At 64.0% G+C, this 22625-nt stretch carries 22 protein-coding genes; 19 read left to right on the plus strand and 3 right to left on the minus strand.

All coding sequences use genetic code 11. The annotated features are described in order from the left end of the window. Positions 1 to 18: 18 nt before the first annotated feature. Complete coding sequence (locus tag KY496_RS25480; protein WP_219865176.1) at positions 19 to 471, minus strand: DUF3597 domain-containing protein; 453 nt, start codon at positions 469 to 471, stop codon at positions 19 to 21. Between the two features lie 687 nt (positions 472 to 1158). Here KY496_RS25480 and KY496_RS25485 point away from each other — a divergent pair. The 5 genes from KY496_RS25485 to KY496_RS25505 all read left to right on the plus strand — a co-directional run bounded on the left by KY496_RS25485 (position 1159) and on the right by KY496_RS25505 (position 6016). Further along, positions 1159 to 1503: a DUF1294 domain-containing protein gene (locus tag KY496_RS25485; RefSeq protein WP_005668861.1), complete on the plus strand. Its 345-nt coding sequence runs from the start codon at positions 1159 to 1161 to the stop codon at positions 1501 to 1503. Positions 1504 to 1522: 19 nt separating this feature from the next. Further along, complete coding sequence (gene ugpQ, locus KY496_RS25490) at positions 1523 to 2275, plus strand: glycerophosphodiester phosphodiesterase (RefSeq protein ID WP_184234755.1); 753 nt, start codon at positions 1523 to 1525, stop codon at positions 2273 to 2275. A 94-nt stretch (positions 2276 to 2369) separates the two neighbouring features. Continuing rightward, complete coding sequence (locus KY496_RS25495) at positions 2370 to 2588, plus strand: hypothetical protein (protein WP_184234752.1); 219 nt, start codon at positions 2370 to 2372, stop codon at positions 2586 to 2588. Between the two features lie 113 nt (positions 2589 to 2701). Next, entirely contained in the window at positions 2702 to 5311 is a 2610-nt protein-coding gene (gene alaS / locus KY496_RS25500; protein WP_184234749.1) for an alanine--tRNA ligase, read from the plus strand. A 477-nt stretch (positions 5312 to 5788) separates the two neighbouring features. Next, positions 5789 to 6016 (plus strand): sulfurtransferase TusA family protein, encoded by a 228-nt coding sequence (locus tag KY496_RS25505; protein WP_040777452.1) that lies wholly within the window; start codon positions 5789 to 5791, stop codon positions 6014 to 6016. A gap of 137 nt (positions 6017 to 6153) precedes the next feature. Here KY496_RS25505 and KY496_RS25510 read toward each other — a convergent pair whose 3' ends face one another. Continuing rightward, positions 6154 to 8475 carry a DUF4214 domain-containing protein gene (locus KY496_RS25510; protein WP_184234746.1) on the minus strand — a complete coding sequence of 774 codons (2322 nt, stop codon included), beginning with the start codon at positions 8473 to 8475 and terminating at the stop codon, positions 6154 to 6156. A 262-nt stretch (positions 8476 to 8737) separates the two neighbouring features. Between KY496_RS25510 and KY496_RS25515 the strand changes: the two genes are divergently transcribed. From KY496_RS25515 to KY496_RS25525, 3 genes are all read left to right on the plus strand, one after another. Beyond that, positions 8738 to 9487, plus strand: coding sequence for an electron transfer flavoprotein subunit beta/FixA family protein (locus tag KY496_RS25515; RefSeq protein WP_005668874.1), 750 nt, complete (start codon positions 8738 to 8740; stop codon positions 9485 to 9487). A 34-nt stretch (positions 9488 to 9521) separates the two neighbouring features. Next, positions 9522 to 10451 (plus strand): electron transfer flavoprotein subunit alpha/FixB family protein, encoded by a 930-nt coding sequence (locus KY496_RS25520; protein ID WP_071360019.1) that lies wholly within the window; start codon positions 9522 to 9524, stop codon positions 10449 to 10451. A 110-nt stretch (positions 10452 to 10561) separates the two neighbouring features. Next, entirely contained in the window at positions 10562 to 12352 is a 1791-nt protein-coding gene (locus tag KY496_RS25525; protein WP_219863013.1) for an acyl-CoA dehydrogenase, read from the plus strand. Here KY496_RS25525 and KY496_RS25530 read toward each other — a convergent pair. Continuing rightward, the gene (locus tag KY496_RS25530; RefSeq protein WP_005668880.1) at positions 12349 to 12762 is read right to left on the minus strand and encodes an NINE protein; all 414 of its coding nucleotides are present in this window, start codon (positions 12760 to 12762) and stop codon (positions 12349 to 12351) included. The two genes, KY496_RS25525 and KY496_RS25530, sit on opposite strands and share 4 nt — an antisense overlap. 240 nt (positions 12763 to 13002) lie before the next feature. Between KY496_RS25530 and rpsP the strand changes: the two genes are divergently transcribed. From rpsP to KY496_RS25585, 11 genes are all read left to right on the plus strand, one after another. Beyond that, positions 13003 to 13251 (plus strand): 30S ribosomal protein S16, encoded by a 249-nt coding sequence (rpsP, locus tag KY496_RS25535; RefSeq protein ID WP_005668882.1) that lies wholly within the window; start codon positions 13003 to 13005, stop codon positions 13249 to 13251. 42 nt (positions 13252 to 13293) lie between these two features. Next, entirely contained in the window at positions 13294 to 13824 is a 531-nt protein-coding gene (gene rimM / locus KY496_RS25540; protein ID WP_005668883.1) for a ribosome maturation factor RimM, read from the plus strand. Positions 13825 to 13851: 27 nt separating this feature from the next. Beyond that, on the plus strand, positions 13852 to 14613 hold the full coding sequence (trmD, locus tag KY496_RS25545; protein ID WP_005668885.1) for a tRNA (guanosine(37)-N1)-methyltransferase TrmD: 762 nt from the start codon (positions 13852 to 13854) through the stop codon (positions 14611 to 14613). A gap of 116 nt (positions 14614 to 14729) precedes the next feature. Beyond that, a complete protein-coding gene (gene rplS / locus KY496_RS25550) occupies positions 14730 to 15116 on the plus strand; it encodes a 50S ribosomal protein L19 (RefSeq protein ID WP_005668886.1) in 387 nt (128 codons plus the stop codon). 34 nt (positions 15117 to 15150) lie between these two features. Beyond that, positions 15151 to 15861: a CoA pyrophosphatase gene (locus tag KY496_RS25555; RefSeq protein WP_184234737.1), complete on the plus strand. Its 711-nt coding sequence runs from the start codon at positions 15151 to 15153 to the stop codon at positions 15859 to 15861. Between the two features lie 91 nt (positions 15862 to 15952). Beyond that, positions 15953 to 16912, plus strand: coding sequence for a CobD/CbiB family protein (locus KY496_RS25560; RefSeq protein WP_005668890.1), 960 nt, complete (start codon positions 15953 to 15955; stop codon positions 16910 to 16912). Positions 16913 to 17043: 131 nt separating this feature from the next. Next, positions 17044 to 17397, plus strand: coding sequence for a DUF3579 domain-containing protein (locus KY496_RS25565; protein ID WP_005668891.1), 354 nt, complete (start codon positions 17044 to 17046; stop codon positions 17395 to 17397). Between the two features lie 96 nt (positions 17398 to 17493). After that, positions 17494 to 17943: a CBS domain-containing protein gene (locus KY496_RS25570; RefSeq protein ID WP_005668893.1), complete on the plus strand. Its 450-nt coding sequence runs from the start codon at positions 17494 to 17496 to the stop codon at positions 17941 to 17943. Between the two features lie 118 nt (positions 17944 to 18061). Beyond that, positions 18062 to 20857: a pitrilysin family protein gene (locus KY496_RS25575; protein ID WP_229520367.1), complete on the plus strand. Its 2796-nt coding sequence runs from the start codon at positions 18062 to 18064 to the stop codon at positions 20855 to 20857. A 103-nt stretch (positions 20858 to 20960) separates the two neighbouring features. Continuing rightward, positions 20961 to 21752: an SDR family oxidoreductase gene (locus KY496_RS25580; protein WP_219863015.1), complete on the plus strand. Its 792-nt coding sequence runs from the start codon at positions 20961 to 20963 to the stop codon at positions 21750 to 21752. Between the two features lie 162 nt (positions 21753 to 21914). Further along, positions 21915 to 22607 (plus strand): choice-of-anchor E domain-containing protein, encoded by a 693-nt coding sequence (locus KY496_RS25585; protein WP_219863017.1) that lies wholly within the window; start codon positions 21915 to 21917, stop codon positions 22605 to 22607. The last annotated feature ends 18 nt before the right edge of the window (positions 22608 to 22625 follow it).

The following is a 22625-nucleotide window of genomic DNA, read 5'->3' on the forward strand; positions in this document are numbered from 1 at the left end:
CAGCGCCGTGCGACAGGGTCAGTCGCGCAGGTCGGCCGGCACCTTGCCGCCATTGGCGGCCAGCTTGTTCATCACCTGGCGGTGCAGCCAGATGTTCATCTTGGCCGAGTCGCCCGTGTCGCCGGTGTAGTTCAGTTCGGCGGCCAGTTCCTTGCGCGACTGCAGGCTGCTGTCCAGGCCGAGCAGCTTGAGCAGGTCGACGATCGAGGTGCGCCAGTTCAGCTGCTGGCCGGACGATTTCTGCATGTCGTTCAAGACCTGCTCGACGTCGACCTGCTGCATGGGTGCGGCGGCCGGGGCGGCGGAAGCGGCGGGCGCGGCCGCCGGTGCGCTTGGCGCGGGCGCGGCTTGCGGCTGCGGCGCGGCGCTTGGGGCTGCCGGTGCGGCCGTCGGAGCGGCGGTCGTTGCGGCAGGCGCCGCCTCTTTCTTACCTGGGAAAATTTTGTGGAAAATATTGCTCAGGATACCCACGGGACCCTCCTTTTCTGGTGATTGTTTACGGATATTGTTTGCCATATAGCCGAGCGCGACCGCCAGCGCGGCGCCGCCGGCAGCCTTGATCAAGGTCGGATGCTCGGCATAGAAGTCGCTCATGCGATCGACAATGCCAGGGTTCTGTTGTTGCGCCTTTTCAGCCAGTTCTTGCACTTGCTCAGGCGAGACCTGGGCCGCCTGTTCCGGCGTCACCTGGGAGGTGTTGCCACCGAAGATCTTGCCGAGCGCACCGCCAGCCACCGAGGACAGCAGGCCGCCGCCGGCGCCGCCGATCAGGTTGTTGAGCATGCCGGCGCGCTGGTCGGGATTGCTCTGGCCGAACAGCTGGCTGACCATCTGGGGGAAGGGTGGGGTCTGGTCCGAGCGCAAGGCGCTGGCGATGCCCTGGGCGATGCTGGCGCGGGGCGCGTTCTGCGCCACCTGGTCGAAGTCGTCGGCAGCCTTGCCATTATTGGCGACGGCGCCGCCAATATATTGCTGCAATAAGTTTCCTAAATCGAAAGCCATGTCATCTCCTACGTGATGTGATACCTGTGATTGTTCAGCGTAGGCGTTTGGTATCGCCGGCTCTGTTCGATGACGAACCCAGGAAGGGTATTCATCGACGATCGGCCCATATTTGCCCAGTGGACATTTGCAAGCCGGGAGCGGTAAGCTGTCGCCATGCCCTACCTGCCGCTCGTCATCTTCCTCGCCGTCTACCTGTTCGCCAGCCTGGCCTGGGACATGTCCCAGCTGGTCGGCGCGGCCTACCTGACGACCAGCCTGACCTGCTTCGTCGCCTACGCCATCGACAAGTCGGCGGCGCGTGCGCAGTCCTGGCGCACGCCGGAAAGCACCTTGCTGATCCTGGGCCTGGTCGGCGGCTGGCCCGGCGCCTTGCTGGCCCAACAATGGTTGCGCCACAAGAGCAGCAAGCCATCGTTCCAGCGCAAGTTCCAGCTGACGGTGGCGCTGAACCTGGGCGCCTTCGCCTGGCTGGCCTGGCGCTTCGGCGTGCCGGCCTGATCGTCGAAAGGAGGAGCGCATGTGGCCTTACCCCCGTATCCTGGCCCACCGCGGCGGCGGGACCCTGGCGCCCGAGAATACCTATGCCGGACTGCGCTGCGGGATGCAGGCCGGCTTTCGCGCGATCGAGTTCGACGTCATGCTGGCGCGCGACGGCGTGCCGGTGTTGATGCACGATCCCGGCCTGGGCCGCACGGTGAAGGGCAGCGGCAGCGTGTTCGAGCACGATGCCGGCGATCTCGCGGCGATGGATGCCGGCGCCTGGTTCGGCCCGGCGTTCGTCGGTGAACCGGTGCCGCTGTTCACCGAGTTCGCGCGCCGGTGCAGGGAGGAGGGCGTATGGATGAATATCGAGATCAAGCCGGCACCCGGGTTCGAGGAGGAAACCGGCGCGGTCGTGGCCGCGCTTGCCGCCGAGCTGTTCGCCGCCGAACTCGCGGCCGGAGACATGGCCCGGGTTCCGCTGCTGTCCTCGTTCAGCGACGTGGCGCTGGCCAGCGCGCGCCTGGCCGCGCCGCCACTCCCACGCGCCTGCCTGATCAGCGCGCTGGGGCCGGATTGGGAGCGACGCGCGCGGGCGCTGGACGCGGTGGCCATCCACACCAATCACCAGCACCTGGGGCCGGAAATGGCGCGGGCGGTGAAGGAAGCGGGCTTGGGCCTGTTCTGCTATACCGTCAACGATCCCGGCCGTGCGCGCACCTTGCTGGACTGGGGCGTGGACGCCTTCTGCACCGACCGCATCGACCTGATCGGGCCGGACTTCGCCTGAGATACTTTCGGCTCAGCAATATATTTGTGAGGCGGCCTCAAGAATGGAGGCGGGGGAGACGTTAAGTACAGACGATCTCTTTGAAGCAGCTAGCATGGCACCCTCGACCACCATTATCCCGTTCACTTCGCATGGCGAAGACACCCAGGCCGCCGTCAGCCGCTGGCTCGGCCAGGTCGCGATGGCCGGCGTGCGCCAGTCCGCCAACGAGGCGAATGGCGAGGCGCGCGCCCGCATCCTGCGGCAAGCCGCAACGACGATGCTGGCCCCGGTCGAGCCCAGGACGCGCGCGATCTCGAACCTGCTGCGCTGAATCCATTGTTGCTGGCAAGTTGTCAATATTAGTGGGACTGATATTGACGGCGGCGGCTAGGCTATAATCGTTCCTTTATATGGCACGCTGCCTCATTCCGCCCTCCAACAGACATGAAATCCTCAGACATTCGCGAAAAGTTCCTGAAGTTCTTTGAATCCAAAGGCCATTCCATCGTGCGTTCCAGCCCGCTGGTGCCTGGCAATGACCCGACCATGCTGTTGACCAATAGCGGGATGGTGCAGTTCAAGGATGTGTTCCTGGGCCTGGATTCGCGCCCGTATTCGCGCGCGACCTCGGTCCAGCGCTGCGTGCGCGCCGGCGGCAAGCACAACGACCTGGAAAACGTCGGCTACACCGCGCGCCACCACACCTTCTTTGAAATGCTGGGCAACTTCAGCTTCGGCGACTATTTCAAGCGCGATGCGATCCAGTATGCCTGGGAACTGCTGACGAAGGTCTATGGCCTGCCGGCCGAGAAGCTGACGGTCACCGTCTATTTCGAGGACGACGAAGCCTACGATATCTGGGCCAACGAGATCGGGGTGCCGAAAGAGCGCATCATCCGCATCGGCGACAACAAGGGCGCGCGCTACGCCTCGGACAACTTCTGGCAGATGGCCGACACCGGCCCATGCGGCCCGTGCACCGAGATCTTCTATGACCACGGCGCCGACATCTGGGGCGGTCCTCCGGGCTCGCCCGAAGAAGACGGCGACCGCTTCATCGAGATCTGGAACCTGGTGTTCATGCAGTTCAACCGCGACGAGGCGGGCAATATGACCCCGCTGCCGAAGCCGTCGATCGACACCGGCATGGGCATGGAGCGCCTGGCCGCCGTGCTGCAGCACGTGCACAGCAACTACGAGATCGACCTGTTCCGGAATTTGATCCGCGCCGCCGCGCGCGAGACCGGCATCGACGAGCTGGGCAACAACTCGCTCAAGGTCATCGCCGACCACATCCGCTCGGCCTCGTTCATGATCGTCGACGGCATCATCCCGAGCAGCGAAGGCCACGGCTACGTCCTGCGCCGCATCATCCGCCGCGCGCTGCGCCACGGCCACAAGCTGGGCCAGACGAAACCGTTCTTCTACAAGCTGGTGGCCGACCTCGACCTCGAGATGGGCGAAGCCTATCCGGAACTGCGCGACGCGAAAGACCGCGTGGCGCAGGTGTTGAAGGCCGAGGAAGAGCGTTTCGGCGAGACGCTGGAAAACGGCATGAAGATCCTGGAAGCCCAGCTGGCCAAGGATCCGAAGAACCTCGATGGCGCCACCGCCTTCACCCTGTACGACACCTACGGTTTCCCGCTCGACCTGACCGCCGACATCTGCCGCGAACGCAACATCACGCTCGACGAGGCCGGCTTCGCCGCCGCCATGGAACAGCAGAAGAAGACCGCGCGCGCCGCCGGCAAGTTCAAGATGGCCGCCAACGTCGAGTATGCGGGCGAGAAGACCAAGTTCGTCGGCTACGAATCGCTGGCCCACAACACCCACGTGCTGGCGCTGTACGCCGACGGCGTGAAGGTCGACGAGCTGAAGGCCGGCCAGGCCGGCATCGTGGTGCTCGACACGACCCCGTTCTATGCCGAATCCGGTGGCCAGGTCGGCGACCAGGGTGTCATCGGTACTGCCGGCGTGCAGTTCGACGTGGAAGATACGCTCAAGATCCAGGCCGACGTGTTCGGCCACCACGGCGTGCTGCGCGAAGGTTCCCTGAAAGTGGGCGATACCGTCGATGCGCAAGTCGATACCGTCAAGCGCGCACGCACCATCCGCAACCACTCGGCCACCCACCTGATGCACAAGGCCTTGCGCGAAGTGCTGGGCAGCCACGTGCAGCAGAAGGGTTCGCTGGTCGATCCGGACAAGACCCGCTTCGACTTCAGCCACCCGCAAGCCTTGACCGCCGACGAAATCGCCAAGGTCGAAGCCATCGTCAACCGCGAGATCCTGGAGAACCATCCGACCCAGTCACACCACATGTCGTTCGACGACGCCGTCAAGCATGGCGCGATGGCGCTGTTCGGCGAGAAGTACGGCGACACCGTGCGCGTGCTGGACATCGGTTCGTCGAAAGAGCTGTGCGGCGGCGTGCACGTGACCCGCACCGGCGACATCGGCCTGTTCAAGATCGTGTCGGAAGGCGGCGTTGCCGCCGGCATCCGCCGCGTCGAAGCGGTGACGGGCGAGGGCGCCCTGGCCCTGGTGCAGTCGATCAACCGCAAGCTGGTCGAAGCGGCCGGCGCGCTCAAGACCAGCCCGGACGAGCTGACGGCCCGCATCGCCCAGGTCCAGGATCAGGTCAAGGTCCTGGAAAAGGAAGTCGCCGCGCTGAAGTCGAAGCTGGCGGCCGGCCAGGGCGACGAGCTGGTGAGCAAGGCGGTCGACGTCAACGGCATCAAGGTGCTGGCGGCAACGATGGAAGGCGCCGACGTGGCCACCCTGCGCGAAGCCATGGACAAGCTGAAGGACAAGCTGCAGACGGCCGCCATCGTGCTGGCCAGCGTGGCGGACGGCAAGGTCAGCCTGATCGCGGGCGTGACCAAGGATGCCACCGGTAAAGTAAAAGCCGGCGAGCTGGTGAACTTCGTCGCCCAGCAGGTTGGCGGCAAGGGCGGCGGCCGTCCTGATATGGCGCAAGCAGGCGGCACCGATCCGTCGGGCCTGCCGGCGGCGCTGGCCGGGGTGGCCGGCTGGGTCGGCGAACGCGCCTGATTTTCCGCAAACGCCACCTTTAACATTTAGCTTCAACACGTCGTCCCCGCGCAGGCGGGGATCCAGGTCCTTTGCGCAGCCACTACGATTTACGTAGACACAGCGCATGACAACTTGGGTCCCCGCCTGCGCGGGGACGACGTTTTTACGTTTGCGACAATGGGCCATGCAGACTTGTCAACCAAGTCGTAACACTTTGTTTTCATGGTCATTTAAACTATTGCGCGCCCTAATTCGGACCGCATCTAGGAGGCGTGCTGCACCGCTGCGGTGCCGATTTGTGAGCACCGAGTACACAGTCAATGTTATTTGGTCAAGCATTTCACATTGTGGTTGCAATCCTGCAACAATGTGTGACTATTTTGGTGCGGTGCGTCATACTGCCCGAATTGGAGTAGTATGCGACTGAAGTTGGACCACTTAATCAAAGCAGGTAATGCGATGAGCGATATCACTTTTGAAACCGACACCGACACCATGGAATTCCAGAGAGACCTGGATGCACGCGGACTGAACTGCCCGCTGCCCATCCTCAAAGCCAAGAAGGCGCTCGCCGAGATGGAAACCGGCCAGGTGCTGCGCATCGTTGCCACCGACACCGGGTCCGTGCGCGACTTCCAGGCCTTTGCCAAGCAAACCGGCAATGCCTTGCTGGCTCATACCCATGAGAATGGCGAGTTCACCTTCCTGATGCGCCGCAAATAAGCGATTCGGCTGCAGTCCATGCTGCAGCCGCGTGCGTATCTCGCGACGGGGCGTCCTGCCCCGTGCGCTTCCCGCAAAAAGAAAAGCCCCGCATCCGAGGATGGCGGGGCCTTTGCCTGCGCGGTGACGGGATGCCGTCAGCCGCCGAAGCCGGCGCCGTCGGCCACGCCGACCAGCCCGATCCGTTCTCCCTCCGCACCGGCATCGAGGTCGACCAGGTCGAGGGTGCCGAACTGCAGGTCCAGGCCCGGCGTGCCGCCGGCGAAGTTGGTGAACACGACACTGTTGATGCCGACCTCATCGGTCCATTGCATCATCCAGGCCTCGCCGCCCGTATTGGCAACGAAGGCGTCGGCCACGATGTCGCCGCGGACGAGGGCGGCCTGGTTCAGTTCGCCGGTCGTGAGGAAGGTGTCGCTGACGACGGCCACTTCCGGATCGATGTAGGAGGCGAAGAAGATGTCGCCGGCTTCGGCATTCGTGATCCGGTCCAGTTCGGCAATCGAATCACCGCTCGCGAATACGCCGCTCAGGGCCTCGCCCACGTTGTACATGAACAGGGCCGGTATCCCATCCGCGGTCAGGATGATCGTGTCCGCGCCGAGACCGCCCGAAATGGTGTCGCGGCCGCCATTCGAGTAGATGATGTCGTTGCCTTCGCCGCCGCTCAGCAGGTCGTCGCCGCTGGTGCCGATGAGCGTGTCATCGCCGCCAAACCCCCACAGCTTGTTGCCCGTGAGTTCTTCGCCGGCGGCGCTGCCGAAGGTATAGATGAAGTTGTCGCCGGTCGTCATCGTCTCGCCCTGCGCGGACGTGACCGTGAGCGTGCCTTGCATCAGCGTTTGCTGTTCCAGGATCTGGACGGAGACACCTGCAACGGCGCCCTTGCTGGCGTGGTTCGATTCCACCACGAACGAGCCGGCCGCCGATTCCAGCGTGATCTCGCCGTCGAACGGGCTTGTGAGTCTCACCCAGCGCAGGCCCAGCCCGATGTCGATGCCGCCAGGCCCGTCGATACGAACCTCGGCCGTCTCGCCGATATTGCCGGCCGCGTCGATGGCCCGCACCTCGATCGTCGGATCGTTCTTTGTCAGGTCGACGCCCTTCAGCGTGATGGTCCCGGCGCCGGTGTCGTCCTCGACGTCGATCCAGTCGTCGCTGCCGGTCATGCGCCACTGGAGGATGCCGTCGTCGCGCGCGCCCACGCTGAAGCTCACGTCGACGGTTTCTTTCGTCGTGATCACCGCGCCGTCGTACTGGCCTTCGATGCGCAGGAAGGCCAGCCGCTCGGTCGGGGGCGTGGCGTCGTGGACGATGTCCTGGTCGATCGCGGTGACTGCCGAGCCGTCGGCGTTCACCAGGCGTACCTGCACATTCGTGCCCGCGGGGCTGGCGGTCAGGTCGACGTCCGTGACGGTGATGGTCTTGCCAACCGGCGCGATATCGGTCCAGTCCGCTTCAGCATCGAGCCGGTACTGGAACTTCTGGCCCGTGGCTGGCGTGCCGCTAAAGCTGAAGCGGACGTCGGCGACTTCCGCATTGGTGACGTTGTCGTCGGGAGTCCGGTCGTTGGCGTCGTGATCGACACCGGCGAACTTGAGCGTCACGCCGACTGGCGGCGTGGGCGCCGGCGGGGTCGGACGCGGCGGGTCGACGATGTCGATCACGGCGTCCAGTCCGCCCTTGGCCACGGCGTCCACCACGTCCTGCAGGCTGGCCCTGGCCGGCAGCTTGTCCAGCACCTTGGCCATGCCGCCGTGGCGCTGCAGCGCCGCGAGCGCGGAGGGATCGTCGGCAGCGGCCTTGGCCATGTCGGCCAGGGCCTGCGCCAGGGTCACCGGATCGGCCGCGCCGCGCTCGGTGTCGAACAGCGCCAGCAGGGTGGTGCCGGTGGCGATCGCCTCGATCACCTTCGGATTGGATGAGGCGATGTCGGTGAACGCGACCGTGGCCTGCACCAGCTGGTCGATGTCGTCCTGCGAAGCGCCGAGCGTGACGGCGCGCATCAGCACGCCGGCCGCCTCGAGCGCGGCGTCGCCGGCGTAGTTGCTGCCCGACTCAGCCACCTGGGCGGTAAAGTCGACGGCGGCCTGCTTGCGCAGTTCGACCAAGTCCGCATCCGTTCCCTGGGCGGCATCGAGGATGGTGATGGCGACGTCGGCCAGCGACACATGGCCGGCGCCGATCGCGTCGCTCCAGAAAGCCAGGCCGCCGGCATCGGGTGCGCGGCTGAACAATTGTTGATAGATCTCGGCGATGCGCTCGGCCGGCGTGTCGTCGCCGAAGCGGTCCTGGGCTTCCTCGGAGTGCGCGAACGATGCGGCGATAGCGCCGAGGTCGCTTTCATTGGCGGCGAGACGCGCGGACCAGTACGCCAGGCCGTCAGGATCGGCCGGACGGCCGAGGAAAGCGAGATAGAAGGCGTGCACCGCGGATGCGTGGGAAGTCAGTTCGTTCATATCAGGATCATTCGTTTTTATGCATGGTCAAATTGCCATGTAGAAACATTATGTATTCAGAATGTAATTGTGTGTAGGAAATAATCACCGCTTTTCGGGTAGCGCATCACTTTTAGTCAAGGTACATGAAATGGACGGGTGCATTAGGCGGTTTCCTCTAACAAAAAATCGTACGATCGTGCTTTAATTTAGCCCGTCGCTCGAATTTCTCTTATAATCTGGGCCACAGTTCTGTCATCCATTCCATTTTTAAAGGCACCCTATGAAAGTCCTGGTACCCGTCAAACGCGTGGTCGACTACAACGTCAAGGTTCGCGTCAAGTCCGACAATAGCGGCGTCGATGTCGCCAACGTCAAGATGTCGATGAACCCGTTCGACGAGATCGCGCTGGAAGAGGCGACCCGCCTGAAAGAGGGCGGCAAGGTCACCGAGGTGGTGGCGGTCTCGGTGGGCGTGGCCCAGTGCCAGGAAACCCTGCGTACCGGCATGGCGATCGGCGCCGACCGCGGCATCCTGGTGGAAACCGCCGGCGACACCGAGCCGCTGGCCGTGGCCAAGATCGTCAAGGCGCTGGCCGATAAGGAACAGCCGCAACTGATCATCCTGGGCAAGCAGGCGATCGACGACGATTCGAACCAGACCGGCCAGATGCTGGCTGCGCTGCTGGGCTGGCCGCAAGCGACCTTCGCCTCGAAAGTCGTGCTGGAAGACGGCAAGGTGACCGTGACCCGCGAAGTCGACGGCGGCCTGGAGACCGTTGCCCTGACCCTGCCTGCCATCATCACCACCGACCTGCGCCTGAACGAGCCGCGCTACGTGACGCTGCCGAACATCATGAAGGCGAAGAAGAAGCCGCTCGAGACCGTCAAGCCGGAAGACCTGGGCGTCGACGTCGCGCCGCGCCTGAAGACCCTGAAGGTCGTCGAGCCGGCCAAGCGCTCGGCCGGCGTCAAGGTGCCGGACGTGGCGACGCTGGTGCAGAAGCTGCGCACTGAAGCCAAGGTCATCTGAGTCGTCTGTCGTTACTTAATACATAGGAATCAACATGGTCGCATTAGTCATTGCTGAACACGACAACGGCTCCCTGAAGGGCGCTACCCACCACACCGTGACGGCTGCCGCCCAGTGCGGTGGCGACGTGCACGTCCTGGTCGCCGGTTCGAACTGCGGCGCCGCCGCCGAAGCCGCCGCGCAAATCGCCGGCGTGTCGAAAGTGCTGGTCGCCGACGCGCCGCACTTCGCCGACGGCCTGGCCGAGAACGTGGCCGGGCAGATCCTTGCCGTCGCCGGCGAGTACTCGCACATCCTGGCTCCAGCCACCGCCTACGGCAAGAACATCCTGCCGCGCGTGGCCGCCAAGCTGGACGTGGCGCAGATCTCCGAGATCACCAAGGTCGATTCGCCCGACACCTTCGAGCGTCCGATCTATGCCGGCAACGCCATCGCCACCGTGCAGTCGAGCGACAAGGTCAAGGTCATCACCGTGCGCGGCACCGCCTTCGACGCCGCCGGCGCCGGCGGTTCGGCCGCCATCGAGAACGTGACCGCAATCGCCGACTCGGGCACCTCCACTTTTGTCGGTCGCGAACTGGCCAAGTCGGACCGTCCGGAGCTGACCGCCGCCAAGGTGATCGTCTCGGGTGGCCGCGGCATCGGCTCGGCCGACAACTTCAAGATCCTGGAGCCGCTGGCCGACAAGCTGGGCGCCGCCATGGGCGCCTCGCGCGCCGCGGTGGACGCCGGCTTCGTGCCGAACGACTGGCAGGTGGGCCAGACCGGCAAGATCGTCGCCCCGACCCTGTATATCGCCGTGGGCATCTCGGGCGCGATCCAGCACCTGGCCGGCATGAAGGACTCGAAGACCATCGTCGCCATCAACAAGGATCCGGAAGCGCCGATCTTCTCGGTCGCCGACTACGGCCTGGTGGGCGACCTGTTCGAGGTCGTGCCGGAGCTGGTCAAGGAACTGGGCTGATCGCGCGGCGCGCCATCCACCAAGGCGCGCCACAAGCACCCCGCACACGCCGTTCCCGCCCGCGCAGGAACGGCGTTTTTCATGCATGAGAGACAATCAGGAGACAACAGGTGAGCTATAACGCCCCGCTGAAAGACATGCAGTTCGTCCTCAATGAACTGGCCAACCTCGCCGAGGTCAATGCGCTGCCCGGCTGCGAGGACGCGACCCCGGACACCGTGGAAGCGGTGCTGGAAGAAAACGCGAAATTCTGCGGCGAAGTGATCGCCCCGCTGAACCATGCCGGCGACCAGGAGCCGAGTTTCTGGAGGGATGGCGCGGTCACCACCACCAGGGGCTTCAAGGAAGCCTTCCGCGCCTACGCCGACGCCGGCTGGCAGGGCGTGCAGCATCCGCAGGAATTCGGCGGCCAGGGCTTGCCCAAGCTGGTGGCCACGCCGTGCATGGAGATGCTGCACGGGGCGAACCTGGCGTTCGCGCTGGTCGCGCTGCTCTCGGACGGCGCGATCGAGGCGCTGCTCACCGCCGGTTCCGATGCGCAAAAGGCGCGCTTCCTCGAGCCGCTGGTCTCGGGCCAATGGACCGGCACCATGAACCTGACCGAGCCGCAGGCCGGCTCCGACCTGGCCGCCGTGCGCACCCGCGCCGAGCCGCAGGGCGACGGCACCTACAAGATTTTCGGCACCAAGATCTTCATCACCTATGGCGATCACGACATGGCCGAGAACATCGTCCATCTGGTGCTGGCGCGCACGCCCGACGCGCCGCCGGGCGTGAAAGGCATCTCGCTGTTCATCGTGCCGAAGTTCATGATCAACGACGACGGTTCGCTGGGCGCGCGCAACGACGTGCACTGCGTCTCGATCGAGCACAAGCTGGGCATCAAGGCCAGCCCGACCGCCGTGCTGCAGTTCGGCGACGGCGGCGGCGCGATCGGCACCCTGGTGGGCGAAGAAAACCGCGGCCTCGAATACATGTTCATCATGATGAACGCGGCCCGCTTCGGCGTCGGCATGCAGGGCGTCGGCCTGGCCGAACATGCCTACCAGCAGGCGGTGGCGTTCGCGAAGGACCGCATCCAGTCGCGCGACGTGGCCGGTTCCAGCGGCCCGGTGGCGATCATCAACCACCCTGACGTGCGCCGCATGCTGATGTCGATGCGCGCGCAGACCGAGGCGGCGCGCGCGCTGGCCTACGTCGGCGCCGGCATCTCGGACCTGGCGCATCACCATCCGGACGAGGCGACGCGCCAGGCGAACCTGGCGGTGTATGAATACCTGGTCCCGGTCATCAAGGGCTGGTCGACCGAGATGAGCGAGAACGTCGCGCGCGACGGCGTGCAGGTGCACGGCGGCATGGGCTTCATCGAAGAAACCGGCGCGGCCCAGCATTACCGCGACGCCAAGATCCTCACCATCTATGAGGGCACGACGGCGATCCAGGCCAACGACCTGGTCGGCCGCAAGACGGTGCGCGATGGCGGGGCGGTGGCCAGGTCGCTGCGGGCGCAGATGGACGAGGTCGTCCAGCAGCTGGCAGAAACGCAGAGCATCGACCTCACCGCGATCGCCCGCCAATTGCGCGATGGCGCCAGCGCGTTCGAGTCCGTGGTCGACTTCGTGGTGGAAAACGCAAAGAACGATCCGCGCGGGGTGTACGCCGGCAGCGTGACGTACCTGAAACTGGCCGGCATCGTGCTGGGCGGCTGGCAGATGGCGCGCGCGGCGCTGGTGGCGCAGCGCAAGCTGGATGCGGGCGAGGGCGACGCCGCCTTCTACCGCGCCAAGATCGCCACGGCGCGCTTCTTTGCCGACCACATCCTGTCGCAGGCGCACAGCCTGCGTCACGCGATCATGGAAGGCGCCGCCGGCGTGCTGGCGCTCGACGTCGAGCAGTTCTAACCGTAGGCGCCGCCGGTAAACAGCAGGTCGAACAGTCGCGCCATCGTCCCGATCAGGACGATGGCGCCGGTCAGCATCGTGATCACCAGCAGCAGCGGCAAGGTCCAGTTCGACCGCGACTGGCGGCCGCTGCCGGCGTTGTGTTTGGCATCCCATTTCTCGTCGGGCGTGAGGCCGATCGCCAGCGCCTCGATGAAGCCGGCGATGAACGATACCAGCAGCGGCAGGATCACATAGAAGGGATGCGGCTTGACCGCGCCGTACAGGATGCCGGTGATGGGCAGCGCGCACAGGTGCAGCAATCCGAGCCGGTCGGCGCCGCCCTTCAGGTAAAAGCGATGCGCGCCGAACCCGCCCAGCAGCAGGGCGAGCAGGGTGGCGACGGTCTTGTTCTTGTGAGTAGCAGCCATGTCGTGTTGTTCAGGATTCAGGACAGCAAGAGTATCGTCCATATTTGCAGGAATGGCACGTTTCAGGCGACAGGCTGGCGAAATGGCGGGATGGCCGGTGGCGGTGTGGTGAAAAATCAGCGATAATGGTTGATTCTGCTGGGACTGCGCGCCCTGTTGTCATTAACGCTTGCTGCTGTTCGGTGTCGCGCGCTATAATCGTCGACTTTCTCCGTCCAGAACAACTTTTTCGGAAATATTATGGTCGTTATTCGTTTGGCTCGTGGTGGCGCTAAAAAGCGTCCGTTCTTCAACATCGTTGCAACCGATTCGCGTAACCGTCGCGATGGCCGTTTCATCGAGCGCATCGGCTTCTACAACCCGATGGCTTCGGGCGCCGAAGTCGGCCTGCGTATCGCTGCTGACCGTCTGGCTCACTGGCAAGGCGTTGGCGCACAACTGTCGCCGACCGTCGCTCGTCTGGTCGCCCAGAACAAGCCAGCTGCTTAATTTATCAAGCAACACGTAGTGAGCGATTCAGCAGCAAGCCCGGTGGCCGTCCCCGATGACCTGACCCAGGTCGGGCACATCTCCGGGGCGTATGGCATCGTGGGCGGCATCCGTGTCACCCCGTATTCGCAAGACGCCGATGCGCTGCTGAACGTGAAGACCTGGTGGCTCGACAAGCCGACCCTGCACGCCGTCACCGTACGGAGTGCAAAGCTGCATGGTGGCGACGTCGTCGCGACCCTGGTGGGCATGCGCGACCGCAATGAGGCCGAGGCACTGAAAGGTGCGTCGGTTCAAGTCGCGCGCAGCGAGTTCCCAGCGCTCGAGGAAGACGAGTATTACTGGTCCGACCTGATCGGGCTGGACGTGGTCAACCTGCAGGGCGAAGCCCTGGGCAAGGTGACCGACATGATGCACAACGGCGCGCAATCGATCTTGCGCATCACTCCGGTCGCTGATCCAGCTGCCGAAGGCAAGGCGCAAGAGCGCCTCGTGCCGTTCGTGGACCAGTTCGTCAAGACCGTCAGTCTCGAGCAAAAACTGATTACCCTGGATTGGGGTCTCGATTTTTGAGCCCATCCAATAGAGGAGCACAGCGCGATGCAGTTTGACGTCGTCAGCTTGTTCCCCGAAATGTTCGCCGCATTGACGCAGTCGGGGGTGACCCGGCGCGCTTTCGAGCAGCAACGCTGGGGCCTGACCCTCTGGAATCCGCGCGATTTCACGCAGGATCGCCACCGCACCGTGGACGATCGCCCTTACGGCGGCGGCCCCGGGATGGTGATGATGGCCAAGCCGCTCGAAGCGACCATCAATGCAGCAAAGCAAAGACAAATCGAGCTCGGCCTGCCGAGTCCGCGCGTGGTGTTCATGTCGCCGCAAGGCAAGCCATTGACCCATGAACGCGCGATGGCGCTGAAGGACGAGCCCGGCCTGGTGATCCTGTGCGGCCGCTACGAGGCGGTGGACCAGCGCCTGCTGGACCGCTGTGTCGATGAGGAAATTTCTCTCGGCGACTTCGTGCTGTCGGGCGGAGAATTGCCGGCCATGGCCTTGATGGATGCGGTGGTGCGCCTGATTCCCGGCGTGCTGGGCGACGATGCCTCGGCGGTCGAAGACAGCTTCGTCAACGGCCTGCTCGATTCGCCGCATTACACGCGGCCGGAAGTGTACGAAGACGTGCCAGTGCCGCCGGTCCTGATGGGCGGCAACCATGCCGAGATCGTCAAGTGGCGCCGCCAGCGCATGCTGGAAGCGACCGCGACCAAGCGGCCCGATCTGCTGGACAAGGCGCGCGCCGCCGGCCAGTTGAGCAAGGCCGATGAACAGTTTTTGGCGGGTTTGGAAAAACCTGCTGATTAAAAGAATATGCGCGGCAGTATGGCGCATGCAATCACGGGCATGTTGCCCGTGGTTCAACCCCATCCTCTACTGGGCGAAGGTAGTGCCAGCAAGATGGTTTTTGGAGTCATAAAAAAATGAATCTGATTCAACAACTCGAGCAAGAAGAAATCGCGCGCCTCGGCCGTGATATCCCTGATTTCGCACCTGGCGACACCGTTGTCGTCAGCGTCAACGTCGTCGAAGGCAACCGCAAGCGCGCCCAGGCATACGAAGGCGTCGTGATTTCGCGTCGTAACCGCGGCCTGAACTCGAACTTCATCGTTCGCAAGATCTCGTCCGGCGAAGGCGTCGAGCGTACGTTCCAGCTGTACTCGCCGCTGATCGCTTCGATCGAAGTGAAGCGTCGTGGTGACGTCCGTCGTGCGAAGCTGTACTACCTGCGTGAGCGTTCGGGCAAATCGGCGCGTATCAAAGAAAAACTGCCACAGCGTCGCGTCAAGACCGCCGCTGCTGCTGAGTAATAGCATTCGTGCTCAGAAAAAGGCATCCGCAAGGATGCCTTTTTCTATTCCGGCGGAGTATTGCAAAGGATTCAGTTTGGCCAAACTCATTTTCGATCCGACCCAGTTGCCGGTTGCCGGCCTTGCCGGTGAAGCGCCGGTTGCGCCCGCGCGCCTGATCCCGGCCGCGCTGCGCGCACGCTTTGCGCAAACCCTGCCGTGGGAAGAGGAGGTGTCGGACGAGGGCCGCGGCATGACGGGCGCCACGCTGCGCCGTGCAGCCGTGCTGGTGCCGCTGGTAGCGCGCCCCGAGGGTGTGACCGTGCTGCTGACGCTGCGGACCGACCATTTGTCCAGCCATGCCGGCCAGATCAGTTTTCCCGGCGGCCGCGCCGAAGAACTCGATTCGTCCCCGATCGAGACGGCGCTGCGCGAAACCGAGGAAGAGGTCGGCCTGCACCGCCGTCATATCGAGATCATCGGCGTACTGCCCGACTACACCACCGTGAGCGCCTATCGCGTGACGCCGGTGGTGGCCCTGGTCCAGCCGCCATTCGAGCTGCAGCCCGATCCGGGCGAAGTGGCCGAAGCGTTCGAAGTGCCGCTCAGCTTCCTGATGGATGGCCTGAACCACCAGCGCCGGGTAGTCGAGTTGCCGAAAGGGGCCGGCAGGCGCGCTTTTTACACGATGCCGTACGAGCAATATTTCATCTGGGGCGCCACGGCGGCCATGCTGCGCAACCTCTTCCATTTTCTGCGCGCGTAACGCTTTATCGCAGGTCCGGATTTGATTCTGGCTGGCTTCTCCGTTATCGTAACGGGGCAGTCGTATTGCCATAACAAAAAAGGGTTCCTGAATGACATTCTTTTCCATCCTGTGCGCACTGCTCATCGAGCAACTGAAACCGCTGCGCGCCGATAACCAGGTGTATGGCGGCGTCAAGTCGCTCGCCGTGCGCATCGAGACCTGGTTCAATGCAGGCGAGCAAAAGAATGGGCGCATGGGCTGGATCCTGATGATGACCGCGCTGATGCTGCCGACCTGGCTCGTCTACTGGTTCTTCATGCACTACAACCTGGTATTCCTGGCCTTCGCCTGGAATGTCCTGATCGTCTACCTGACCCTCGGTTTCCGTCACTACAGCCATTACTTCACCTCCATCCAGTTCGCGCTCAATGCAGGGGATGACGCCAGGGCGCGTACCCTCCTGGCCGAATGGACGCGGCTGGACACCGTCGGGATGGACAGCACCGAGATCACCCGCATCGCGGTCGAAAAGGCCTTGATCACAACCCATCGCAACGTGTTCGGGGTGTTCTTCTGGTTCTTGATGCCGCTGGGGCCGGCGGGCGCCGTGATGTACCGCGTGTCGGAATACCTGTCGCGCGCCTGGAACGAGCCCGACCACATGCGCAACGAAGCCTTCGGCCAGTTCGCCGCCAGGGCCTTTTACTGGATCGACTGGGTGCCGGTGCGCCTGACGGCGGTGGCCTTTGCCGTGGTCGGTAATTTCGAGGATGCCGTCTATGCCTGGCGCAATTTCGCCAACCGCTGGGCCGACGAGGCGCGCGGCATCATCCTGTCGGCCGGCGGCGGCGCGATGGGTGTGCGCCTCGGCACGCCGAACGAAAATGCGCCACAATTGCTGCCAGCGGACGCCGCCACGGTGGACTTGAGCGAAAGCGACGTCGACGTGCTGCCGGGCGAGGAGCCGAACGTGCGCGCGCTGCAGAGCACGGTTGGCCTGGTGTGGCGCGCCCTGATCTTGTGGATGATCCTGCTGCTGCTGACCTCGAGCGTGGCCTGGCTGCGCTGAGTGTGGCGCGCCGGGCCTCGTCCTCAAGTCTTCTATAAGATATAATACTGCCTGAGCCGAGCAAAGCCGTATTGCACCGAGCCGAATTTGCTCTCATCCACGCAGTATTTTCTGTCTGAGCCCGTAGGACTATGACCGACCAAGCGCCCCCCAAGGATGATGAACTGTCTGGCGAGTTTTTCATCCTGGGCATCACGAACAAAGGCAAGACGTTCCGCCCGAGCGACTGGGCCGAGCGCCTGTGCGGCGTCATGTCCTGCTATTGCCCCGGCGCCGGCGGCCCCAATGCCCACCTGAAGTTTTCGCCCTACGTTTACCCGACCGTGGTCAACGGCACCAAGGCCGTCGTGGTCAACCGCACCCTGCAAAAGATCGAACCGATGGCCTACCACTTCGTGGTCAATTTCGCCAAAGACAACGATATGCAAGTCGTCGACGCCTGTTTCGTGCCCTTGCCGGGCGAAAAGAAACCAGGCGCGGCCTGACCGTCGCTGCAAGCCTGCCACCACTGGCGCTTTGATCGAAATCAAAGCGCCAGTTTTGTTTCGGCCTAGCCTCAAGCGACAACGGGGGAGGGCACCATGCGCATCGGCGAAATCTGTACCACTGACACCATTTGCTGCACGCGCGACGAGACCGTGCAGGGCGCCGCCATGCTGATGCGGCGCCACCACGTCGGCGACCTGGTCGTGATCGATACCGACGGCGGCGGCAACGTCCCGCTCGGCATCCTGACCGACCGCGACATCGTGCTGGCCGTGATCGCCCCCGGCCTCGATCCGGCCAGCCTGCTGGCCGGCGACATCATGAGCGACGACCTGCTCACCGCCGGCGAGTCCGACGATGTCTACGAGACCATCGAGCACATGCGCCTGCGCGGCATCCGCCGGGTGCCCGTGGTGGACGCCCAGGGCAACCTGAGCGGCATCGTCAGCGCCGACGACCTGCTCGAATTCCTGGCGGAAGAAATGAGCGAGCTGTCGCGCATCGGCTCCTGGCAGCAATCGCACGAGCGCCGCGTGCGTCAATAGCTGCCTATCGGCAAGTCTTGTCAACTGGGTGGCTGTATAGGCCACAGGAAACACGTCCGTCTGCTACCATCGTGCGGCAGGCGGGACGGCTGGCGTCCCGCCGAGTCAACGGGACACCATGGATTCGAGATTTCAGTTGCGCGGGATGGCCGCGCATGTAGCAGCGGGCTGCCTGGCCCTGGTCATGATCGCGCCGGCGACCGCCGCCGCCTCTGCAACCCCGGCCGCCGGCAAGTCCGCCGCCGGCGCAACGCTCCCCAAGGGCGTGACCCTCGGCCCCTCGGTCGAAGGCATCACCGAATACCGCCTGGCGAATGGCTTGAAAGTGCTGTTGTTCCCGGACGCCTCGCGTCCCACCGTGACCGTGAACGTCACTTACCTGGTCGGTTCGCGCCACGAGAACTATGGCGAGACCGGCATGGCCCACCTGCTCGAGCACCTGCTGTTCAAGGGCGCGAAGAACAACCGCGACATCACCAGGCAGTTCTCCGAGCGCGGCATGCAGTTCAACGGCACCACCTCGCTCGACCGCACCAATTACTACGAGGTGTTCCAGGCCTCCCAGGAAAACCTGGACTGGGCCTTGCAGATGGAGGCCGATCGCATGGTCAATTCCTTCGTATCAAGCAAGGATCTCGCGTCCGAGATGACCGTGGTGCGCAACGAGTACGAAGCCGGCGAGAACGAGCCCGGCAACGTGCTGTTCAAGCGCATGCAGAGCGTCGCCTACGACTGGCACAGCTATGGCCGCTCGACCATCGGCAACCGCAGCGACATCGAGAACGTGCGCATCGAGAACCTGCAGAATTTCTATCGCACCTATTACCAGCCCGACAATGCGGTGCTGCTGGTGGCCGGCCAGTTCGACCAGCACGCAACTTTAGCGAAGATCAACCGCCTGTTCGGCGCGATCCCGAAACCGAAGCGCAGCCTGCCGGCCTTCTGGACGGTGGAGCCGACCCAGGACGGCGAGCGCAGCTTCGCCGTGCGGCGCCAGGGCGATATGCAGTTCGTGGCCGTCGGCTACAAGATCCCGTCCGACCTGCATCCCGAAGCCGAGGCGCTCGGCTTCGCCTCCGAGATCATGGGCGACGCGCCGAACGGGCGCCTGCACAAGCTGCTGGTCGAGACCGGCAAGGCCAGCCAGGTGTTCAGCTTCGGCCAGACCGGCTACGCGCCGGGCCTGCAATTCTTCGGCGCCGTGGTCAAGCTGGGCGAGCCGATCGAGCCGGTGCGCGAGGCGCTGGTCCAGGCGGTCGAGGAACTCGCCAGCAAGCCGCCCACCACCGAGGAACTGGAACGGGTGCGCCGCTCCTGGCTGAACACGATCGAACGCAGCCTGAACAATCCGCAGGCGGTGGGCGTGGCCCTGTCCGAACCGATCGCCCTGGGCGACTGGCGCATGTATTTCGTGGGCCGCGAGCGCGTGCAGAAGATGACGGCCGAACAGGTCGCCGCCAGCGCCGGGCGCTATTACCTGCGCAGCAACCGCACGGTCGGCACGTTCATCCCCGAAGAAGCGGCGAAGCGCGCCGAACTGCCGCCGGCGCCCACGGTGCTTGATGCCATGAAGGACTTCAAGCCGGCCGTCTCGACCCTGGTGGCGGAGAATTTCGATCCGAGCCAGCACAACATCATGAAGCGCACCACCTTGACGACCGCCGGCGGCGTCAAGCTGGCCCTGCTGCCGAAAAAGAACCGCGGCGAAACCGTGACGGTCGACCTGCGCCAGCACTTCGGCGACGAGAAAAGCCTGTTCGGCCAGGGCACGACCCAGGCCCTGACGAACCTGATGCTGACGCGCGGCACCACCCGCTACACGCGCGCCGAACTGGCCGACGCCTTCGACAAGCTCAAGATCGCCGGCGGTCCGACCCATTTCCAGACCACGCGCGAACACCTGCCTGAAGCGCTCAAGCTCATGGCCCACGTGCTCAAGGAGCCGGCTTTCCCTGAATCCGAGTTCGAGCAATTGCGCCAGCAACTCGTGGTTGGCATCGAAGCGGGCCGCAACGAGCCGCAAAGCGCCGCCGTGCGCGCGCTCAGCCAGCATTTCAACCGCTATCCGCGCGGCGACATCCGTTACTCGCCGAGCCTGGAAGAACAGCTCGACGACGCCAGGGCGGCGCGGCGCGAGGACGTCAAGGCCTTCCACGCGCAGTTCTATGGCGCCAATCCGGCCGAGATGGCCATCGTGGGCGACTTCGATCCGAAGGAGATCACACCGCTGGTCAATACCCTGTTCGGCGCCTGGCGCGCACCCCAACCGCACGCGCCGGTGCTGGTCGCGCATGCCGAGGTGGCCCCGGTGGCGCGCACCCTGAATACCCCGGACAAGGAAAACGGTTTCTATATCGCGCGCCTGAACCTGGACCTGAACATCGACGATGCGGACTATCCGGCCTTGACCTTGGCCAACTACATCTTCGGCGACGGCGGCCTCAAGTCGCGCCTGATGGACCGCATCCGCCAGCGCGATGGCCTGTCGTATGGCGGCGGCTCGGACGTGTCGCCGGGCACCCTGGACCGCGCCGGCAGCTTCACGATCAATGCGATCGCGGCGCCGCAGAACCTGGCCAGGCTCGACGCCGCCGTGCGCGCGGAACTGGCGCGGGCGCTCAAGGATGGCTTCACTGCCGAGGAGCTGGCCGGCGCCAAGTCGGGCCTGATGCAGCAGCGCCTGCAATCGCGCTCCAACGATGGGGCGCTGGCATCCGGCTGGACCTCGTTCCTGTATCGCGGCAAGACCTTCGAGGCATCGGCCGAGCTCGAACGCAAGATGCAGGCGGTGACCCTGCCTCAGCTGAATGCAGCATTCCGCAAGGCGATTGATCCGGGTAAGCTATCGGTATTCATGGCGGGCGACCAGGCCAAGGCAGGCGGCGCGGCGACACCGTCAGTCACTATGCCGTAACTACAACAGTTTCCTGACAAAAACTCTCTGGATTGTGACAATGCACGAAGCCATGCGTTAAAATGTTTCTTTTCAGAAGCAAAAGTTTCATCCAGGGAGCATCATGAAGGCCATCAGCAAGCAGCAGCCGGCGAGCGGTTTCTCGTTCACCGGCAAGGTCGTTTTGGTCACCGGGGCCGCCAGTGGCATCGGTCGCGCCATCGCCCTGGCGTTCGGCCGCGCCGGCGCCTGTGTCGTGGTGGCCGACGTCTCGATCGACGGTGGACACGCCACCGCGGCGATGATCGTCGAAAACGGCGGCAAGGCGCTGTTCGTGCAAAGCAACGTCACCCGTGCCGGCGACGTCGAAGCCCTGGTCGACAAGACCATCAATTACTACGGCCGTCTCGACTTCGCGATCAACAATGCCGCGGTCGAGGAAGAGCGCCAGCCGCTGGCCGACGCCGACGACGAGCAGTTCGACCGCATCATGAACGTCAACGTCAAGGGCGTCTGGCTGTGCATGAAATACCAGTTGCGCCAGATGCTCAAGCAGGGACACGGCGCGATCGTCAACATGGCCGGCATCGCCGGCCTGGTCGGCAGCCCGAACCATGCGATCTATGGCGCCAGCAAGCACGCGGTGGTCGGCCTGACCAGGAGCGCCGCCGCCGAATATGCGCGCGAGGGTATCCGCGTCAATGTGCTGTGCCCGGCCGCGGTCAAGACGCCGATGCTGGCGCGCGCCTTCGAGCGCGATCCGGCGATCGAGAAGAAGCTCAAGGCGGCGCATCCGATGGGGCGTTTCGCCGAGGCGAGCGAGGTGGCGCAGGCCGCCCTGTGGCTGTGCTCGGACATGGCGTCGTATGTGAATGGCCATGAGATGGTGGTCGATGGCGGGTTCACCGCCGTTTGAGCAGTTTTCTTGTTGGAAATCTTTACAGCGCGGGGCGTATTGACGCTCCGGGAAAGTTCAAGTCTCTGTTTTTAATCAAGTATTTCTTAGTGGCATAAATTATGCTTATTGGTTGCAACGTCGCCGTATGGTCCCGACGTCCATCCAACTAGTGCGATCAACTTGAAAAAGACTTTCGCCGCACTGGCGCTCGCAGCCGCCCTGATCCCTGTCGCCAGCGTCCAGGCTGCCACGATCAGCTTCAGTGATGCCGCTGCGCTCAAAAAGACCAACTGGACCAATACCCTCAGCTTTGGCAAGTTCGATACCGGCCTGGGCACCCTCAATTCGATCAGGTTCGATTTGAGCGGCCTGATCCAGGGCACTGGCAGGGCCGAGAGCGACGATGAGGAAGCGACCACGGTCAACCCGAGCCTGGCGTCGATCCTGAAGCTGTCGCGTCCGGACGGCAGCCTGCTGGTGCTGAGCAATCCGGTATTCAACCATGTCTTCGAGTTCAGCGCAGGCGACGGCGACATCGATTTTGCAGGCACTTCCGGCGGCAGCACCGGCCTGGTCACGGCCAACGCGCATGACTTCTTCCTGAGCACCAGTTCCAGCGATTTCGCCCTGTTCTCGGCGCTGGGCGGGGGGCAGATCAATCTGTCGCTGAAAGCGACCGGCGCATCGGGTGCGAACGGCGCGGGTAACCTGGCAGCCATTTTCCAGACCTTCGCGTCTGGCAATGTGAATGTGACCTACGACTACACGCCATTTGCGGTCGAAGTGCCGGAACCGGCAAGCCTGGCGACCATCCTCGCAGGCCTGGGCCTGATGGGCGCCGTGCGCCGCCGCCGCGCCGGCAAGCCTGCCTGATTGCAGGCGAGGCGGCAG

Source organism: Massilia sp. NP310, from assembly GCF_019443485.1.
Lineage (GTDB): Bacteria > Pseudomonadota > Gammaproteobacteria > Burkholderiales > Burkholderiaceae_D > Telluria > Telluria timonae.

Excerpts from the sequence above, each read along its gene's own strand:
- KY496_RS25485 (WP_005668861.1), top strand. The coding sequence starts at position 1,159 with ATGCCCTACCTGCCGCTCGTCATCTTCCTCGCCGTCTACCTGTTCGCC.
- KY496_RS25560 (WP_005668890.1), top strand. The coding sequence starts at position 15,953 with ATGACATTCTTTTCCATCCTGTGCGCACTGCTCATCGAGCAACTGAAA.
- alaS (WP_184234749.1), top strand. The coding sequence starts at position 2,702 with ATGAAATCCTCAGACATTCGCGAAAAGTTCCTGAAGTTCTTTGAATCC.
- KY496_RS25515 (WP_005668874.1), top strand. The coding sequence starts at position 8,738 with ATGAAAGTCCTGGTACCCGTCAAACGCGTGGTCGACTACAACGTCAAG.
- KY496_RS25580 (WP_219863015.1), top strand. The coding sequence starts at position 20,961 with ATGAAGGCCATCAGCAAGCAGCAGCCGGCGAGCGGTTTCTCGTTCACC.
- KY496_RS25495 (WP_184234752.1), top strand. The coding sequence starts at position 2,370 with ATGGCACCCTCGACCACCATTATCCCGTTCACTTCGCATGGCGAAGAC.
- KY496_RS25505 (WP_040777452.1), top strand. The coding sequence starts at position 5,789 with ATGGAATTCCAGAGAGACCTGGATGCACGCGGACTGAACTGCCCGCTG.
- KY496_RS25510 (WP_184234746.1), bottom strand. The coding sequence starts at position 8,475 with ATGAACGAACTGACTTCCCACGCATCCGCGGTGCACGCCTTCTATCTC.
- KY496_RS25530 (WP_005668880.1), bottom strand. The coding sequence starts at position 12,762 with ATGGCTGCTACTCACAAGAACAAGACCGTCGCCACCCTGCTCGCCCTG.
- ugpQ (WP_184234755.1), top strand. The coding sequence starts at position 1,523 with ATGTGGCCTTACCCCCGTATCCTGGCCCACCGCGGCGGCGGGACCCTG.
- rplS (WP_005668886.1), top strand. The coding sequence starts at position 14,730 with ATGAATCTGATTCAACAACTCGAGCAAGAAGAAATCGCGCGCCTCGGC.
- KY496_RS25520 (WP_071360019.1), top strand. The coding sequence starts at position 9,522 with ATGGTCGCATTAGTCATTGCTGAACACGACAACGGCTCCCTGAAGGGC.
- KY496_RS25570 (WP_005668893.1), top strand. The coding sequence starts at position 17,494 with ATGCGCATCGGCGAAATCTGTACCACTGACACCATTTGCTGCACGCGC.
- KY496_RS25575 (WP_229520367.1), top strand. The coding sequence starts at position 18,062 with ATGGATTCGAGATTTCAGTTGCGCGGGATGGCCGCGCATGTAGCAGCG.
- KY496_RS25555 (WP_184234737.1), top strand. The coding sequence starts at position 15,151 with ATGCCTTTTTCTATTCCGGCGGAGTATTGCAAAGGATTCAGTTTGGCC.
- KY496_RS25565 (WP_005668891.1), top strand. The coding sequence starts at position 17,044 with ATGACCGACCAAGCGCCCCCCAAGGATGATGAACTGTCTGGCGAGTTT.
- trmD (WP_005668885.1), top strand. The coding sequence starts at position 13,852 with ATGCAGTTTGACGTCGTCAGCTTGTTCCCCGAAATGTTCGCCGCATTG.
- rpsP (WP_005668882.1), top strand. The coding sequence starts at position 13,003 with ATGGTCGTTATTCGTTTGGCTCGTGGTGGCGCTAAAAAGCGTCCGTTC.